This window comes from Azospirillum sp. FG154 (genome assembly GCF_057809575.1).
On the sequence record NZ_JBMDKF010000023.1, the window covers coordinates 38157 to 54350 of the forward strand.

At 65.8% G+C, this 16194-nt stretch carries 16 protein-coding genes and 1 riboswitch; of the genes, 1 reads left to right on the top strand and 15 read right to left on the bottom strand.

The features are described from left to right. Nucleotides 1-118: 118 nt before the first annotated feature. A riboswitch (cobalamin riboswitch) is annotated at nucleotides 119-327 on the bottom strand. Between the two features lie 76 nt (nucleotides 328-403). From ACODS4_RS21770 to ACODS4_RS21830, 13 genes are all read right to left on the bottom strand, one after another. Further along, entirely contained in the window at nucleotides 404-1924 is a 1521-nt protein-coding gene (locus ACODS4_RS21770; protein ID WP_488867469.1) for a UxaA family hydrolase, read from the bottom strand. Nucleotides 1925-1939: 15 nt separating this feature from the next. Further along, nucleotides 1940-3067 carry a mannitol dehydrogenase family protein gene (locus ACODS4_RS21775; RefSeq protein WP_488867471.1) on the bottom strand — a complete coding sequence of 376 codons (1128 nt, stop codon included), beginning with the start codon at nucleotides 3065-3067 and terminating at the stop codon, nucleotides 1940-1942. A 4-nt stretch (nucleotides 3068-3071) separates the two neighbouring features. Continuing rightward, the gene (locus tag ACODS4_RS21780) at nucleotides 3072-4082 is read right to left on the bottom strand and encodes a zinc-binding alcohol dehydrogenase family protein (protein WP_488867473.1); all 1011 of its coding nucleotides are present in this window, start codon (nucleotides 4080-4082) and stop codon (nucleotides 3072-3074) included. Between the two features lie 79 nt (nucleotides 4083-4161). Next, nucleotides 4162-4947: a transporter substrate-binding domain-containing protein gene (locus ACODS4_RS21785; RefSeq protein WP_488867475.1), complete on the bottom strand. Its 786-nt coding sequence runs from the start codon at nucleotides 4945-4947 to the stop codon at nucleotides 4162-4164. Nucleotides 4948-5003: 56 nt separating this feature from the next. Then, on the bottom strand, nucleotides 5004-5744 hold the full coding sequence (locus tag ACODS4_RS21790) for an amino acid ABC transporter ATP-binding protein (protein ID WP_488867477.1): 741 nt from the start codon (nucleotides 5742-5744) through the stop codon (nucleotides 5004-5006). A 31-nt stretch (nucleotides 5745-5775) separates the two neighbouring features. Further along, a complete protein-coding gene (locus ACODS4_RS21795; RefSeq protein ID WP_488867479.1) occupies nucleotides 5776-6429 on the bottom strand; it encodes an amino acid ABC transporter permease in 654 nt (217 codons plus the stop codon). 11 nt (nucleotides 6430-6440) lie between these two features. After that, entirely contained in the window at nucleotides 6441-7124 is a 684-nt protein-coding gene (locus ACODS4_RS21800) for an amino acid ABC transporter permease (RefSeq protein ID WP_488867481.1), read from the bottom strand. A gap of 520 nt (nucleotides 7125-7644) precedes the next feature. Next, complete coding sequence (locus ACODS4_RS21805; protein ID WP_488867483.1) at nucleotides 7645-7974, bottom strand: L-rhamnose mutarotase; 330 nt, start codon at nucleotides 7972-7974, stop codon at nucleotides 7645-7647. An 11-nt stretch (nucleotides 7975-7985) separates the two neighbouring features. Then, nucleotides 7986-8801 carry an amidohydrolase family protein gene (locus ACODS4_RS21810; RefSeq protein WP_488867485.1) on the bottom strand — a complete coding sequence of 272 codons (816 nt, stop codon included), beginning with the start codon at nucleotides 8799-8801 and terminating at the stop codon, nucleotides 7986-7988. A gap of 3 nt (nucleotides 8802-8804) precedes the next feature. Further along, the gene (locus tag ACODS4_RS21815) at nucleotides 8805-9833 is read right to left on the bottom strand and encodes an aldo/keto reductase (protein ID WP_488867487.1); all 1029 of its coding nucleotides are present in this window, start codon (nucleotides 9831-9833) and stop codon (nucleotides 8805-8807) included. Between the two features lie 130 nt (nucleotides 9834-9963). After that, nucleotides 9964-10908 (bottom strand): ABC transporter substrate-binding protein, encoded by a 945-nt coding sequence (locus ACODS4_RS21820; protein ID WP_488867489.1) that lies wholly within the window; start codon nucleotides 10906-10908, stop codon nucleotides 9964-9966. Between the two features lie 65 nt (nucleotides 10909-10973). Further along, nucleotides 10974-12032 carry an ABC transporter permease gene (locus ACODS4_RS21825; RefSeq protein WP_488867491.1) on the bottom strand — a complete coding sequence of 353 codons (1059 nt, stop codon included), beginning with the start codon at nucleotides 12030-12032 and terminating at the stop codon, nucleotides 10974-10976. Next, nucleotides 12029-13603, bottom strand: coding sequence for a sugar ABC transporter ATP-binding protein (locus ACODS4_RS21830; RefSeq protein WP_488867493.1), 1575 nt, complete (start codon nucleotides 13601-13603; stop codon nucleotides 12029-12031). The genes ACODS4_RS21825 and ACODS4_RS21830 overlap by 4 nt, the downstream gene beginning before the upstream one ends. A 279-nt stretch (nucleotides 13604-13882) precedes the next feature. Here ACODS4_RS21830 and ACODS4_RS21835 point away from each other — a divergent pair, with 279 nt between their 5' ends. Further along, entirely contained in the window at nucleotides 13883-14575 is a 693-nt protein-coding gene (locus ACODS4_RS21835; RefSeq protein ID WP_488867495.1) for a FadR/GntR family transcriptional regulator, read from the top strand. Here the strand turns inward: ACODS4_RS21835 and ACODS4_RS21840 are convergent. Together ACODS4_RS21840 and ACODS4_RS21845 are read right to left on the bottom strand one after the other, a co-directional pair. Continuing rightward, nucleotides 14565-15407: a fumarylacetoacetate hydrolase family protein gene (locus tag ACODS4_RS21840; RefSeq protein ID WP_488867497.1), complete on the bottom strand. Its 843-nt coding sequence runs from the start codon at nucleotides 15405-15407 to the stop codon at nucleotides 14565-14567. The two genes, ACODS4_RS21835 and ACODS4_RS21840, sit on opposite strands and share 11 nt — an antisense overlap. A 22-nt stretch (nucleotides 15408-15429) precedes the next feature. Further along, complete coding sequence (locus ACODS4_RS21845; RefSeq protein WP_488867499.1) at nucleotides 15430-16173, bottom strand: SDR family oxidoreductase; 744 nt, start codon at nucleotides 16171-16173, stop codon at nucleotides 15430-15432. Nucleotides 16174-16194: the final 21 nt, after the last annotated feature.

Here is a 16194-nt window from a genome sequence, read left to right on the forward strand (position 1 = left end):
AAAGCGGAAATGCGACCAGTCGCGCCCCAAAAGCCGCGCTTGGTCGGACGGACTCAACGCTCAGCCCGATAAGAAAAACGTCATCGCCACCTCCCCGCCGTCCCACCGACGGCGTGCTGGGGTTGTTGGAACGGTGGCAGGTCTCCTGGCTTGCGGCGTCACGCATTGGGTCGCCTTCCCGGCTGGATGGCCAGTGGCGTCGTGACCCAATGCTCACCGCTTACAGTTGCGGGGGCAGCCCCGGATTTGGCCCTGTTGGACCGCACCGGATTCCCTTTTCACGCGGCCGTCGCTGGAACGCCGCGCACCACCGGGCAGAAGGGTAGCCCGGCGGTCTCTCTCAATCCAAGTCTTTTCGCGCGTGGGGCGCCCCGCCGCGTTGCGCGTGACGACGCCAATCGCCTCACATAACCGCGCCCAACTGCCAGGGCACAAACTCGTTGTCGCCCATGCCGTGCGCCTCGCTGCGGGTGGGCGCGCCGGACGCGGTGTCGAGCATCAGTTGGAACAGCGCCGCCCCGGCTTCGGCGACGCTGACGCCGTCGTCCAGGATGATTCCGGCGTTGAAATCCATGTCCATGCTCATACGGCGGAACAGCGCGCTGTTGGTGGCGAGCTTCAGCGAGGGCGTCGGCTTGCAGCCATAGGTCGATCCGCGCCCGGTGGTGAAGCAGATCAACGTCGCCCCGCCCGCCACCTGCCCAGTCGCCGACACCGGGTCGTAACCCGGCGTGTCCATGAAGACCAAACCACGCGGCGCCGCTGGTTCGGCGTAATCGACCACGCCCATCAACCCGGTTCCGCCCGCCTTGGCGACCGCGCCCAGCGATTTTTCCAGAATGGTGGTGATGCCGCCCGCCTTGTTGCCGGGGGACGGGTTGTTGTTCATGTCGCCCTTGTGCATCCGGGTGTACTCCTCCCACCAACGGATTTGTCCCAGCAACTTGTCGGCGATGGCCGGGCTGGCCGCCCGCGCGGTCAGCAGATGCTCGGCCCCGTAAATCTCCGGCGTTTCCGACAGGATGGCGGTGCCGCCCTGCCGCACCAGCAGATCGACCGCCGCGCCCAAGGCCGGGTTGGCGGTGATGCCGGAATAGCCGTCGGAACCGCCGCATTGCAGCCCGACCGTCAGATGACGCGCCGGGACCGTCTGGCGGGTGACGGCGTTGGCGACGGGCAGCATGGCCTTAATCAGCGCAATCCCACGCTCCACCGTTTCGCGGGTGCCGCCTTCGTCCTGGATGGTCAAACGGGCGAGCAGTCCCTCGGCGCGCGGGGCGAGGCTGTCGGCCAACGGGGCGAGTTGGTTGACCTCGCAGCCCAGCCCGATCAGCAGGATCCCGGCAAAGTTCGGGTGGTCGGCGTAGCCGCGCAGGGTGCGGCGCAGGATCGCCAGCCCCTCGCCGCTGCCGCTCATGCCGCAACCGCTGCCGTGGGTGATGGCGACGACGCCGTCAACGTTCGGGAAGTCGGCCAGCGCGTCGCCCTTGAACGCCTCGGCGATGTAGCGGCAGACGGTGGCGGAGCAATTCACGCTGGCGATGACGCCGATGTAATTGCGCGTGCCGACCTTGCCGGAAGAGCGGACGATCCCTTGAAAACTCGCGTCCTCCGTCACCGTCGTCGGTTGGTAGGCGCCGCCCACAGCCTCGTCCAGCCGGGCGTCGCCCATGCCCAGATTGTGGACGTGGACATGCGCGCCCGCCTCGATCGGCTGCGTCACGCTGCCGATGACCTGCCCGTATTTCAGCACCGGCGCGCCAACACCGAGCGCCCGCAGCGCGATCTTGTGGCCGCTGGGGATGGCGTCGCGCGCCACGCCGGTGAAGTCGCCGACCTGCACGGGCGTTCCCGCCGCAATCTCGCGGGTGGCGACGGCGACGGAATCGGCGGGGTTCAGCAGGATGAGAGCGGGCGCGGTCATCGGTTCGGCGTCCTTTTAGAGACAGGTCAAGGCGGCGCGCAAACGCGCCTGCGGGATGGACAGGGTCAAATCGGCGGCCAGCGCCACCACCGGGGCCAGACGGCGTTGAAGCTTGTCGGCGTGGTTTTGCGCGATGTCGGCCAGACGGTGATCCAGGAACGGGTTGAGAAAGCGGTCGCGCACGCTGTCGCGGTAGGTTTCGGCTTCCGACCCCTGGCCCAGCGCGGCGAAGACCGGCAACACCTCCTCCCGCCACAGCGCTTCCAAATCGTCGCGGATGGCCGGGACGTTCATCGCCTGGAACACGGTTTCTTCCGGCGCGCGCCCCTCTCTCAGCCAGCCGTCGGCCAACCAGGTGTGGCCGAGGTTGAGAAGATGCAGCTTCAACCGCTCCACCGGGGCCAGTTCGTCCACCAGTTGGATCGCCGGGTGGACGCAGGGCAGGATCAACCCGTCTTGCCGTTCGATGGCCCACAGGGCGTAGGGTTCGGCCACCGCGCCGACCGGGCGCAACGGCTCCGACACGATGCGGTCGACCAGACTGTTGGCCCAGCGGCAATCCTCCGCCAGATAGCGCAAAAAGGCGGCGGGCAGGCCCCAGGCGGCGGCGAGATCGCCGACGATCCGCTTCAACTGATCGCCGTTGCGCGACACCAATTCGCAAGGGAACAGCGACAGCGGCGCCGCCCCGTTCCGCCAGCGGTGATGCAGAAGAACCAGCAACTTGGCCGGAAAGCTGCGCGGCGCCTGATCGGCTTGGTCGAGCAGCGCCGGGCCGTCGCCATCGTCAAGCTGATAACCCCGGTCGCCGGTGTTCGACAGGATGACCCGAACCTCCCCCGCCGCCAAGTCGCGGAGGCGCCGCCAATCGCGTCGCGCCTGAAAGGCGGCGGCGACGGCGTGGCAGCGCTGTTCGGCGTCGATCACCGCGCCGTTCTGCCGCCCGCGCACCCGCACCGGATAACCCGCCCCATCGGCCAGCGCGGCGACGCGGGCCGCGCTGTCGGCGCTGTCGGTCGTCTGCACCACGGCGACGCGGCCCAGCGCCTGCCCCCGCTCCAGCGCTTCGGACACGAACAGGTCGGCGTGGGCTTGCAGGAAGCGGCTGGTGCCGAATTGCAGGATCGGGGTGGCGTCGGTCATCGTCTCAGCACTCCACCAGCGCCTTGACCACCCCGGCGGACGGGGCCAACAGATCGGCGAACAGGTTCGGCACCTCGGCCAGCGTCATCCGGTGGGTGTTCAGCGCCGCGTCGGGGATTTGCCCAGCCCGCATCGCCGTCAACACGGTGTCGAAATCCTCCACCGTCGCGTTGCGGCTGCCCATCAGCGTCATTTCCCGCTTGTGGAATTCGGGATCGGAAAAGCCGATGGTCGCGCCGACGATGGACACCAGCACATAGGTCCCGCCATGGGCGACGAACTGGAAGCCGCGCTCCATCGCCTTGGGATTGCCGGTGGCGTCGAACACCCGGTCGAAAAACACCCCGTCGGTCAGCGCCGACAATTCGGCCTCGTCCGTCGGGCCGAGTTGCACGGCGGCGGCGATGGGCAGATGGGCGCGGCCAAAGGCCAGCCGATCCGCGCGCCCGTCCAGCAGGGTGACGGCGGCGCCGCGCAGCCCCGCGAAGATCGCCACGGCCATGCCGATGGGGCCGGCCCCGACGACCAGCACGCGCTGCCCGGCCTCCACCTGCCCGCGCCGCACGGCGTGCGCGCCGATGGCGAGGAATTCCAGCATCGCCGCTTGGTCCAGCGTGATGCCGTCGGCCTTGTGCACGAAGGCTTCCGGCAGGCTGAGATATTCGGTGAAGGCGCCGTCGCGGTGAACGCCCAAAACCTGGATGTTCTGGCAGCAGTTGGTCTTGCCCTGGCGGCAGGCGTGGCAGGTCCCGCAGGACAGATAGGGCATGACGAACACCGGGTCGCCCGCCGCCAGGCGGCTGCCGTCCGGCGCCTCCTCGACGATGCCGGACAGCTCATGGCCCATGACGCGGGGGTACTGCAAATAGGGCTGGTTGCCGGTGAAGATGTGCAGATCGGTGCCGCAAACGCCGACGCGCTTCACCCGCAGCAGAATCTCCCCATCGCCGCGCGTCGGCTTGGCTCGGGTTTCCGCGCGCAGGGCGCCGGGGGTGTCGCAAATGACGGTCAGCATGAGGGAAACCTCGACAGAAAAAAGGGGTGAAGGGGCCGGGGAACGCGGCGCGTGGCGCGTTCCCCGGCGGCGGGTTGGATCAGTTCAGCATCTCGGCGGGCAGGCCGACGCCGTTGTATTTCTTGTAGATCGCGTCCAGCTTGCCGTTGCGCAAATTGGCGTGGACCCACTCGTTGACCACCGCGCGCAGGGCGTCGTCGCCCTTGCGGATGCCGATGGCGTAGGGGTTGGTCTTGACCACCAGCTTGACCTCCAACGGGTCGTTCGGGCGGCGGGCGTTGACCGAGGCCATGGTCTGCGGCGAGGAGGCCATGATGTTGACCTGCCCGGAAATCAGCGCGGTGATGAGAGTGGCGTCGTCGTCGTAACGCACCATCTCCGCCCCTTGCGCCTGGGCGGTCACTTCCTTGTCGTTGGTCGAGCCGCGCGTGGTGCCGAGACGCTTGCCGACGACGTCCTTCAAATCCTTGATCGTTACGCTTTTCGGCGCGGCGATGACGATCTGGATCACGCCGTAGGGGTCGGAAAAGTCGATGACCTTCTTGCGCTCCTCGCTGATGCTGAAGGACGCCATCACCAGATCGGTCTTGCCGGTCAGCAGGAAAGGCACGCGGTTCGGGCTGGTCACTTGCACGATGTCGAGCGTGTAGCCGAGATCGGCGGCCAGCAGCTTGGCGCTTTCCACGTCGGAGCCGGTCGGCTGCATCGCCGCGTCGTTCATGCCGAAGGGCGGCGAACCGAGATCAAGGGCGATGCGCAGCGTCTTGCTGGCCTTGATGGCGTCCAGACTGTCGGCCAGCGCCGGAACGGCGGAGGCGGCGAGCAGGGCGAACCCGGCGGCGGCGACGAACATCCTGCGATTCATGGAATCCTCCTGTGTGGCGTTTGTTTGTTGTTGATGGGTCGCGCGGGCCGCGCGGCTTACAGCCCGTTGCCGATGAAGGCGCGCAATTCCGGCGTTTGCGGATCGTCGAGCATCGCCCCGGTTCCGGTTTCCCAAACGCGGCCCTGATGCATGTAAACGACTTTCGAGGCGACCTTGCGGGCGAAGGCCATTTCGTGGGTGACGAGGATCATGGTCATCCCCTCGCGCGCCAGCGTCTCCATGACCTTCAACACCTCCCCCGTCAGTTGGGGGTCGAGGGCGGACGTCACCTCGTCGAACAGCATCAGCTTGGGCCGCATGGCCAGCGAACGGGCGATGGCGACGCGCTGCTGCTGCCCGCCGGAGAGTTGTTCGGGATATTGGTCGGCCTTCGCCGCCAACCCGACGTGAGACAGCACCTCGCGCGCCAGATCGCGGGCCTCCGCCTTGGACAGCGCCTTCACGCAGGTCGGGGCCAGCATGATGTTCTGTTCGACCGTCAGATGCGGAAACAGGTTGTAGCTTTGAAAGACGATGCCGACGTCGCGGCGCAGCGCGCGGCGGTCGAGCGCCGGGTCGTGGATGGCGTGGCCGCAGACATGAATCGTCCCCTGCTGGATGGTTTCCAGCGCGTTGATGCAACGCAGCGCGGTGGATTTGCCCGAACCCGATTGACCGATGATGGCGGCGACCTCGCCCACCCCGACGTCGAAGGACACGCCGTCCAGCACCTTCAGCGCGCCGAAGCTCTTGTGGACGTTGGACAGGCTGACGACAGGCGACAGGGTGGACGACATGGGAGAATTCTCCGATTGCGCGCGCGGGGCTTTAGCGACGGCTGACATTGAGTTTTCTCTCCAGGCTGCGGCTCCAGGTCGAGAGCGGGAAACAGAGGACGAAGTAGAACAGGGCGACGGTGACGAAGATCGTGAACGGCTCGAAGATCGAGTTGTTGATGAGCTTGCCCGCCTGCGACAGCTCGACAAAGCCGACGACCGAAGCCAGCGAGGTGTTCTTGACGATCTGCACCAGGAAGCCGACGGTCGGCGCCGTGGCCATGCGCAGCGCCTGCGGCAGGATCACCCGCGTCATCCGTTGCCAGCGGGTCAGGGCCAGACATTCGGCGGCCTCCCACTGGGTTTTCGGCACCGATTGGATGCAGCCCCGCCAGATCTCGGCGAGAAAGCCGGAGGAATAGACGGTCAAACCGGCCCCGGCGGCGAGGATGGCGGGAACCCCGCTGAAACCGGCGACGGCGACGCCGAAATAGATCAGGAACAGCAGGATCAGCAGCGGCGTCCCCTGCACGATCTGGATGTAGACGATGGCGGCGGCGCGCACCGCCAGACTGCCCGACACGCGGGCCAGCGCCACGACGAATCCCAGCAGCCCGCCGCCGACAAAGGCGATCAACGACAGCCCGACCGTCCACAACGCCGCCCAGGCGAGAAACTCGACATGGATAAGACCAAAGCTTTGCATGGCGGTTCCCCTTACAGCGCGGTGCCGAGTTTGCGCCGACGCGCGAAGACGCCCATGCCGAACAGCCAGAAGGCGACGCGCACGACAAAGGACAGCAGCAGGTACAAAAGCCCGACGACGATGTAGGTTTCAAAGCTGCGGAAGGTGTCGGACTGGACCCGGTTGGCGACCGCCGTCAACTCCTCCGCCGAAATCTGCGAGGTGATGGAGGAGGCCAGCATCAACAGCACATATTGGCTGGTCAGCGCCGGATAGACCCGTTCCACGGCGGGACGCAGGATGACGTGCCAATAGGTTTGCGCCCGGCTCAGCCCCAGACAATCGGCGGCTTCCAACTGCGCCTTGTGCACCGATTCCAGACCGGCCCGCACAATCTCGCTGGTGTAGGCGCCGACATTGACCACCAGGGCCGCCACCGCCGCCATGTTGGCGCTGACATGCACGCCCAGCGTGGCGATTCCGAAATAGACCAGGAAGATCTGAACCAGCAGCGGCGTGTTGCGGATGATTTCGACATAGGCGGCGACCGCCCATTTGACGGCGGGCGGCCCATCGGCCCGACCAATGGCGCAGAGCGTGCCGAGGACGAAGCCAAGCACGGTGGCCAGCGCCGACAATTGCAACGTCAGCCACACCCCCATGGCGAATTCCGGCCAATAGGGCAGCAGCGCGGCGAAATCAAACTGGTAACTCACAGCGGAATCCTCAGCGGATCCCCGGCGCGGACGTGACGATTCTCGCGCGGTGACGCGGCTTGCATGGCCCTCCCCCTCTCCTGTTTGGCTCGTGGCATTCACACATCCTTTTTCTTGCCACAACCAATTGAAATTAAATGGCTTTCCCGTCATCCCCGCGAAGGCGGGGATCCAGACTTACCCATAAGGTTCGTCTGGAAAACTCTGGATCCCCGCCTTCGCGGGGATGACGGATGAAAGTTCTTTTTCTTCCAAAGAGTTGCCTAAGCCAAAGATGGGCGCCTGCCGTAGCCTGTTTGCGACGGACTCTTTGGCCCGCGCGATCCGCCTTTCCGGCGGCCTTGAAGAAACGATAGGGGGACGGATTGTTTTGGTCAAGCCAATTTACCAATTTTCTTAAATTGGCTTGACCAAGACGAAAACCATGGGAATTTCAGGGGTTTTCCGCCGAAACGCAACTTCCTTACGCAGCTATTTTCTTTTTGGTAAGGCCAATCAGGGCAAAACGCGCGCCAATCGGTCAGTCCACATGGAACACTTCGTCCATCATCGCCCAATGTTCGCCCGGCGCGCGGCTGGACAAGGGGACTTGGCAGGGGCTGCAAAAGCTCCACCAGCGTTGGGTTTCCGGGTCGGCGGCGATAGCGGCCATATCGGCCTCAAAATCCTCCCCGTGATACTCCCAGCAGCCGAACAGCAGATTTTCCGGCTCGCGCAGGAAGATCGTGTAATTGCGGATGTTGGATTGGGCGATGCGGGCCAGAACCTGCGGCCAGACGGCGTCGTGCAGGCGGCGGTACTCGTCGATCTTGTCCGGCGCGACGCCGATCACCATGCCCATGCGCTGCATTGGCGCCTCCTTCAGTCCAAACCATAAAAACGGCGGGCGTTGTCGCCGAACACCGCCGGGTGCGCGCTGGGCGGAATCAGCGCCCGACACATCGCCAGCCAACCGCCATAGGCGCCGGCGAGCTTCAGCACCGGCCAATCGCTGCCCCAGATCAAACGATCCGGCCCGAACAGGGTGAACAGCGTGTCCGCATAGGGGCGGATGTCGTCGATCCCCGTCCGCGCGCCAGCCTCCGTCAGCAAACCCGACAGCTTGCAGCACAGGTTGGGCAAGGCGGCCAGCGCCACCAGATCGGCGGTCCAATCGGGCGAGCCGCCTTGCGCGATCTCCGGCTTGGCCCCATGGTCGATGACGATGGGCAGATCGGGAAAACGCCGGGCGAAGCGCAGCAGGGCGGGCAGATGGCGCGGCAAGACCAGCGCGTCGAAACGCAAGCCCGCCGCCAGCATCGCGGCGACAGCCGGGTCCAGCGCCGGATCATCCAGCCATTCCGGCTCCAGATCCTGAAGCATCGGGCGCAGACCCTTGAGCGCCGGGTGGGCGGCCAGCGCCGCGATCTGCGACGGCGCGTCCGCGCCCTTCAGATCGACCCAGCCGACGACGCCCCGGACGAAGCCATGGCGGTCGGCCAGTTCCAGCAGGAAGCGGGTGTCCTGCACCGACGGCAGCGACTGCACCAGGATCGTGCCGCCCACGCCGCTTTCAGCCAGCAGCGGCGACAGGTCGGGCGGCAGGAAATCGCGGTGGATCGCCGTTAATTCGGGCGGCGGCCATTGCCCGGCGCGGGCGTCGAGCCGCCAGAAATGTTGATGCGCGTCGATCACCATGGCTCAGGCCCCCGCCGGAACCGGCGCGGCTTCGTCAATCAGGCCGCGCGTTTTCAACGCTTGCCAGAACTCCGCCGGGATTGGGCTGCGGAACCAAGTGATGTTGGTTTCCAACTGGGCGCGGGTGCGCGCGCCGGTGACGCAGCTCGCCACCGCCGGATGGGCCAACGGGAATTGCAGGGCGGCGGCGGGCAGTTCGACGTTGAAATCACGGCAGGCGGCGGCCAGCGCCTCGACCCGCGCGATCATGTCGGGCGGAGCGTCGGCGTAGTTGAACTTGCCGTTGCCGACCAGAATCCCGGAATTGAAAACCCCGGCGGCGACGATGGCGTGCCCCGCCGCGACGCAGCGCTCCAGGAAAGGCGACAGGCTGGCTTGCTCCAACAGGGTGTAGCGTCCGGCCAGCATGGTGCAATCCAGGTCGATTTCCTGCATCGCGTCCTGCACGACCTCCCACTCGTTCACCCCCAGGCCAATGGCCGACACCCGACCGTCGCGCCGCAGCTCGTCGAGCGCGCGGAAGCCGCCGCCCTCGGTCAGTTGCCGCCAATGATGATCGTGGCGTTCGCCATGGGTGACGCGGCCAATATCGTGGACATAAAGAATGTCGATGCGGGCCAGCCCCAGCCGCTGCAAGGAATCTTCGACCGACCGCAGAATCCCGTCCTGCGAATAATCATAGACCTGATGGAAAGGAAGCGGATCGGCCCAGCCGTTGGCGTCCAGCCCCGCCACCCGCGCGCCGTCGGCGTTCGGGCGGATCAAGCGCCCGACCTTGGTGCTGAGCACGAATTCGTCGCGCGGGCGGTCGCACAGCGCCGCGCCCAACCGGCGTTCCGACCGGCCATAGCCGTAATAGGGGGCGGTGTCGAAAAGGCGGATCCCGTTTTCCCAGGCGCAGGCCACGGCATCCTCGGATTCCGCCGGGGAACTGGCCCGGTAAAGCCCGCCCATCTGGGCGCAGCCCAGCCCAAGAACCGGAATCGCCAGACCGGAGCGCGGAAGGGACCGCCGTTCGTCAAGGGATGTCATGTCGCTGTCGCCATGGTTGGAAAAAACGGGGTTGGAAAAAACGGGGGTTGGCAAAAAGACGGGCGCGCGTCGCGAGGGAGAGAGACGGACGCGCGCCCGGTTCAGGATGGATGGAGACGGAAACGGGCGATCAATACAGAACGTTCTTGGCTTCCGGCTGCTCGATGTTGGCCTTGTTGACCAGCACCACGCCGGTGTCGAGGAACTTCGGAATCTTCTCGCCGCTCAGCAGCTTCGTGACGCTCTGCACGCCGAGATAGCCCATCTGGTAGGACCCCTGGACGGCGATGGCCTCCAGCGTGCCGTCCTTGACGAAGCCTTGCAGATCCTGGTTGCCGTCAAAGCCGACGGCGACGACGCGGCCCGCCTTGCCCGCTTGGGCCAGCGCGCGGCCCATGCCGATGGCGGTCGGCTCGTTGGCGCCGAAGACGCCCTTCAGATCCGGGTTGGCGGCCAGCATGTCGGTGGTCTGGTTCAGCGCCGTCGCCATCTGCGACTGCGAATAGAAGGGACCGACGATCTTAAGCTGGGAATTCGCCTTGATGTATTTGGTGAAGCCGCCGACCCGGCCAATCTCCGACCCCGCCCCGGCGACATAGGACATGACGGCGATCTTGCCGGTGGTCCCGACCTTGTCGATCAACGCCTTGGCGCACAGCTCGCCCGCCTTCTCGTTGTCGGTGGCGAGGAAGGATTGGTAATATTGCTTGCCGCTGTCGGCGATTTGCGAGTCGATCAACACCACCGGGATCTTCGCTTCCCACGCCTTTTTCAGCGCCGGAACCAGCGCGTCGGGGTCGGACGGGGCCAGCACGATGCCCGCCACTTTGCGGTTGACCGCGTTTTCCACCATGTTCACCTGATCGGCGATGGCGGATTCCGAAGCCGGACCCTGGAAGGTCATGCTGTAGCCGCTGGCTTCCTTCTGCGCGGCGGTCGCGCCCTTCTGAACATTCTGCCAGAAGGTCGAATTGACGGTCTTCACCACCACGGCGATTTCCTTGTCGGCGGCCAAGGCCGATCCGGCGGCCAGAGCCAGAACAGAAACCAGACAGGCCGAGACGATCTTGCGCATGTTTCACTCCCAAAGATTTTTGATGGTTGTTCGGTGATAAGGCGGTGATGGAGATCCGGCGGTTCTCAGCGGCGGTTGCGGATCTGGTCGATCCACACCGTCAGAAGAATGACCAACCCGATGATGATCTGCTGGGTGAAGGCGGACACGCCGTTCATGTTCAACCCGTTGCGCAGAATGCCGATGACGAAGGCGCCAATCGCCGTGCCGGAGATGGTGCCGACCCCGCCAATCAGCGAGGTGCCGCCGATGACCGCGCTGGCGATGGCGTCCAGCTCATACATCACGCCCTCGTTCGGTTGGGCGGTGACGAGGCGGGACATCAGCACGCAGCCGGTCAGACCGGCCAGACTGCCCGACAGGATGTAGGTGACGAGGGTGACGCGGGCGACGTTGACGCCCGACAGCCGCGCCGCTTCGGCGTTGGAGCCGACGGCGTAGATGTGACGGCCCAGCGTGGTGCGGCTGAGCATCACGGCGACGCCGATGGCGGCGACGACCATCAAAATGACCGGGTAGGGGATGCCGGGAAACACCACGTTCGGGAACCCGTCGTCGCCGATGGTGACGACGCGGAACAGCGCGCCGTTGCCCAGTTCGCCAAAGGACTCGCCCAGGCCCGACACGGCGCGCGCCCCGGTGATCTGCAAGGCGACGCCGCGCGCCACCAGCATCATGCCCAGCGTGGCGATGAAGGGCGGCAGCTTCAGCCGGGTGACGCACAGGCCGTTCAGCAAACCGCAAAAGGCCCCAACCAGAATGCCCAACCCCATGCCCAACGGCACCGGAACCCCGGCCTTGACCGCCAGCGCCGCCACCACCCCGGCCAACGCCAGCACGGAACCGACCGACAGGTCGATGCCGCCGGTGATGATGACGCAGGTCGCGCCGATGCCCAGATAGGCGATGGACGTGACCTGAAGCGCGATGGTCATGCCGTTGTTGACGCTGAGAAAGGCGTCGCTGGTCATCGCGAACACGGCGACCAGCAGCATCAGGCTGGCCAGCGCGGCGAATTTCTGGATCAGGTCTTTTTTCTTATCGTTCATCATGCGGGCCTTTGGCTCACCCGGCTCGCGCGCCGATGGGGGGGCTGAGTTGGTGGTGGTGCTGATGTCGCTCATGACGTTGCGGCTCCCGGCGCGGTCGGGCGGCTGTGGCCCGAGGCGTGATGCATGATCTCTTCCTGGCTGGTCTCGCGGGTGTTCAACACCGCCGTCAGACAGCCTTCGTGGAACACGGCGACGCGGTCGGTCAGGCCCAAGATCTCCGGCAATTCGGAGCTGATGAGGACGACGCCGATGCCTTGCGCGGCCAGCCGGTCCAGCAGTTGGTAGATGGCGAATTTGGCGCCGACGTCGATGCCGCGCGTCGGTTCGTCAAAGAACAGGATGCGCGATTGGCGGAGCAGCCATTTGCCGATGACGATCTTTTGCTGGTTGCCGCCCGACAGCAGTTTCGCCACCTGATGGGGCGACGGCGTGCGGATCGACAGCAGATCGATGTAGGTTTTGGCGGCCTTGGCCTCCGCCGCGAAATCAATGAAGCCGAAGCGGTTGGACATCGCGTCCATGGTGGCGAGCGTCAGATTCTGCACCACCGACATTTTGACCGCCAAGCCATGGCTTTTGCGGTCTTCCGACAGATAGGCGAGGCCATGGTCGATGGCGTCGCGCGGGCTGCGCACGGTGATCTCGCGCTCGCCCAACCGGATGCGCCCGGCATCCAGCGGATCGGCCCCGAAAATGGCGCGCGCCACCTCGGTGCGCCCGGCCCCCATCAATCCGGCGAAACCCAGAATCTCGCCGCGCCGCAGCTTGAACCCGACGTCGTGGAAGACGCCCCGGCGGGTCAGGCCGCTGACCGACAGCAAAACCTCGTCGGTCGGAACCGAGGTCCGTTCGGGAAACTTCTCTTCCAGCGAGCGGCCCACCATGCGGGCGACGATGTCGTCCACGCTGGTCGCCGCGAAATCATGGGTGGAGACGTAACGCCCGTCGCGCAGCACCGTCACCCGGTCGACGATCGCCGCCATCTCGTCCAGCCGGTGGGAGATGTAGACGATGCCCACCCCCTCCCGCTTCAACTCGTGAATCACCTGGAACAGCAGCGCCGTTTCGGATTCGGTCAGGGACGAGGTCGGCTCATCCATGATGACGATTTCAGCGTTCAGCGACAGCGCCTTGGCGATTTCCACCATCTGGCATTGGGCGACCGACAGGTTTTTCACCAGCGCGTCGGGCCGGATGTCCACCCCCAGCCGGTCCAGGCAGGCTTGCGCGTTCCGCCGCAGCGTCGCGCGGTCGATGAACCAGCCGCGTTTGGGTTCGCGCGCCAGATAGATGTTTTCGGCCACCGACAGATGCGGAATCAGGTTCAGTTCCTGATGGATGATGGCGATGCCCGCCCGTTCGGCGTCGAGCGAATTGGCGAAGCGACGCGCCTCGCCCTTATAGGCGATGCCGCCGCCGTCGGGCTGATATTGGCCGCTGATGATCTTCATCAGGGTCGATTTGCCCGCGCCATTTTCCCCGCACACCGCGTGGACCTCGCCGCGCCGCAGGTCGAAACAGACCTCGTCAAGCGCGCGCACGCCGGGGAAATGTTTGCTGACGTTGGTCAGCCGCAACACTTCGGCGCCAATGGCGGCGCTGTGAAATTCGGGCAAAGCCCGGCTGGCTATGGACGGCGTCATGCTTCCTCCCAATCAGCGCCAAGCGGTTGAGCTTGCGCGCGGCCCCACTCTGTCCGGTGGTTTGAGGGCCGCCCGGAAAACAGCGGGGTCGGCCCTGGCGAAAACGATAGGAGCACGGATTGTTTTGGTCAAGCCAATTTACCAAAATTTCTAAATTGGCTTGACCATATAGCGAAAGATACGATTTTTGGCATCGCTTCGGCATGAAACGCCAATGACGCGCTTGTTGACCGCCAAATCAGCCTATATGGTAAGGCCAATTCACCGGGAGCCGCGCGCATGTCCAATCTGGTCAAACCCATCGAAACGCGCCGCCTGTACCAGCAGGTGGCCGACCAGATCCGCGCGCTGATCGCCAGCAACGCCATCACGCCGGGAACCCGCCTGCCGCCGGAACGCGATCTGGCCCAGCAATTGGGCGTCTCACGCCCGTCCCTGCGCGAGGCGTTGATCGCGCTGGAGATCGACGGCAGCGTCGAGATTCGCATGGGATCGGGCGTCTATGTCTGCCCGCCCGCCGAACGCCCCGCCCCGGCCACCGCCGCGCTGGGCGAAAGCCCGTCGGAGCTGATGCAGGCCCGCGCGGTGATCGAAGGATCGGCGGTGGTTCTGGCCTGCGCCCGCGTCACCGCCGACGGGCTGGCCCGTCTGCGTGACATTCTGACCCGCATGCGGGCGGAGATGGAGCAGGGCGGCCATCCCGTGGAACAGGACAAGCAGTTCCATTTGACGCTCGCGGCGCTCAGCGGCAACAGCGTGCTGGTGCGGCTGGTGGGGGAGTTGTTCGACGAACGGCACAGCCCGATTTCCTCCCAATTGCGCGAGCGGTTCGACAGCACCCAAACCTGGCAAGCGGCGCTGGACGAGCATGAGGCGATCCTTCAGGCGCTGGACGCCGCCGATCCGCTGGCCGCGCAAACGGCGATGCGCCAGCACCTGAAGGCTTCGACCGACCGCTGGATCAGCAGTTGACGCAAATCTGACGCTGCTGGCCCAAGCCCTGGATGCCCAATTCCATCCGGTCGCCCGCCTTCAGATAGACCGGCGGCTTTTGCCCCAGCCCGACGCCGGGCGGCGTGCCGGTGGAAATGATGTCGCCGGGGCGCAGGCTCATGAAACGCGACAGGTAGGACACGACGAAGGCGACGCCATAAACCATCGTCCGGGTCGAGCCGTTTTGATAGCGATGGCCGTTGACCTCCAACCACATGTCAAGCGCCTGCGGGTCCGCGACCTCGTCTTTCGTCACCAGCCAGGGGCCGACCGGGCCGAAGCTGTCGCAGCTTTTGCCCTTGGTCCATTGGCCTTGATGCTCAAGCTGGAAGGCGCGTTCCGACAGGTCGTTGATGACGCAATAACCGGCGACATGGTCCAGCGCGTCCTCTTCGGAGACGTATTTCGCCGTCTTGCCGATGACGACGCCGAGTTCGACCTCCCAGTCGGTCTTGACCGAGTCGCGCGGGATTTCAACCGGATCGTTCGGCCCCTGGATGGCGCTGGTCGCCTTCATGAAGATCACCGGCTCCGTCGGCACGGTCGCGCCGGTTTCCGCCGCGTGGTCGGAGTAATTCAGACCGATGCAGATGAATTTCCCCGTCCCGGTCACGCAAGGCCCCAACCGCACCGCCGGATCGACGATGGGCAGCCCGTCCAACGGCAGCGCGGCGAGCGCGGCCAACCCGTCGGGCGACAGGGTCGCGCCCGCAATGTCGGCGACATGGGCCGACAGGTCGCGGATGCGGCCCTCGCCGTCCAGAACGCCCGGCTTCTCGGCCCCCGGCGGACCATAACGCAACAGTTTCATCGTCTGCTTCCCGTTCGCAAAATCAAGTGTTCGACCAGCCGCCATCGATGGCGATGGCCTGCCCGGTCATGAAGGCGGATTCGTCGGCGGCCAGGAACACGGCCAGCGCCGCGACCTCGTCGGCGGTGCCCAGACGGCCCATCGGCTGGCGGGCGATGAAGGCGGCGCGCGCCGTGTCATAATCGCCCAGCGCCCGCATGCGGTCGTGCAGCGACGGGCTGTCCACCGTGCCGGGGCAAATGGCGTTCACGCGGACGCCGCGCGTCACGTAATCGGCGGCGACCGATTTGGTCAGGCCAACCACGGCGGCCTTGGTCGTTCCATAGATGAAGCGGTTCGGCGCCCCGATGATCGAGGAGGCGACGGAGGCCATGTTGATGATCGACCCGCCGCCAGCATTCAGCATGCCGGGCAGGAAGGCGCGGATCATCCGGTACATCGAGCGGACGTTCAGCGTGACCGAGCGGTCAAAGGCGTCCTCGTCGCAATCCAGAATCGTTCCGGCGTGGACATAGCCCGCGCAGTTGAACAGCACCGACGGGGCGGGCGTGGCGGCGGCGAAGGCGGCGATGGCCGCCGGGTCGCAGACGTCGAGCCGTTGCGGCGTGACGCCCGGCACGTCGGCCAGTTCGGCCAACAGCGCGTCGTTGATGTCGGTGGCGATGACCCGCGCGCCTTCGGCGGCGAAGGCCAGGGCGGCGGCCCGGCCCATGCCCTGGGCGGCGGCGGTGACGATGGCGGTCTTGCCGTGCAGTCTGGCGGCCATGGCTGGCGCTCCCCTCCCCTT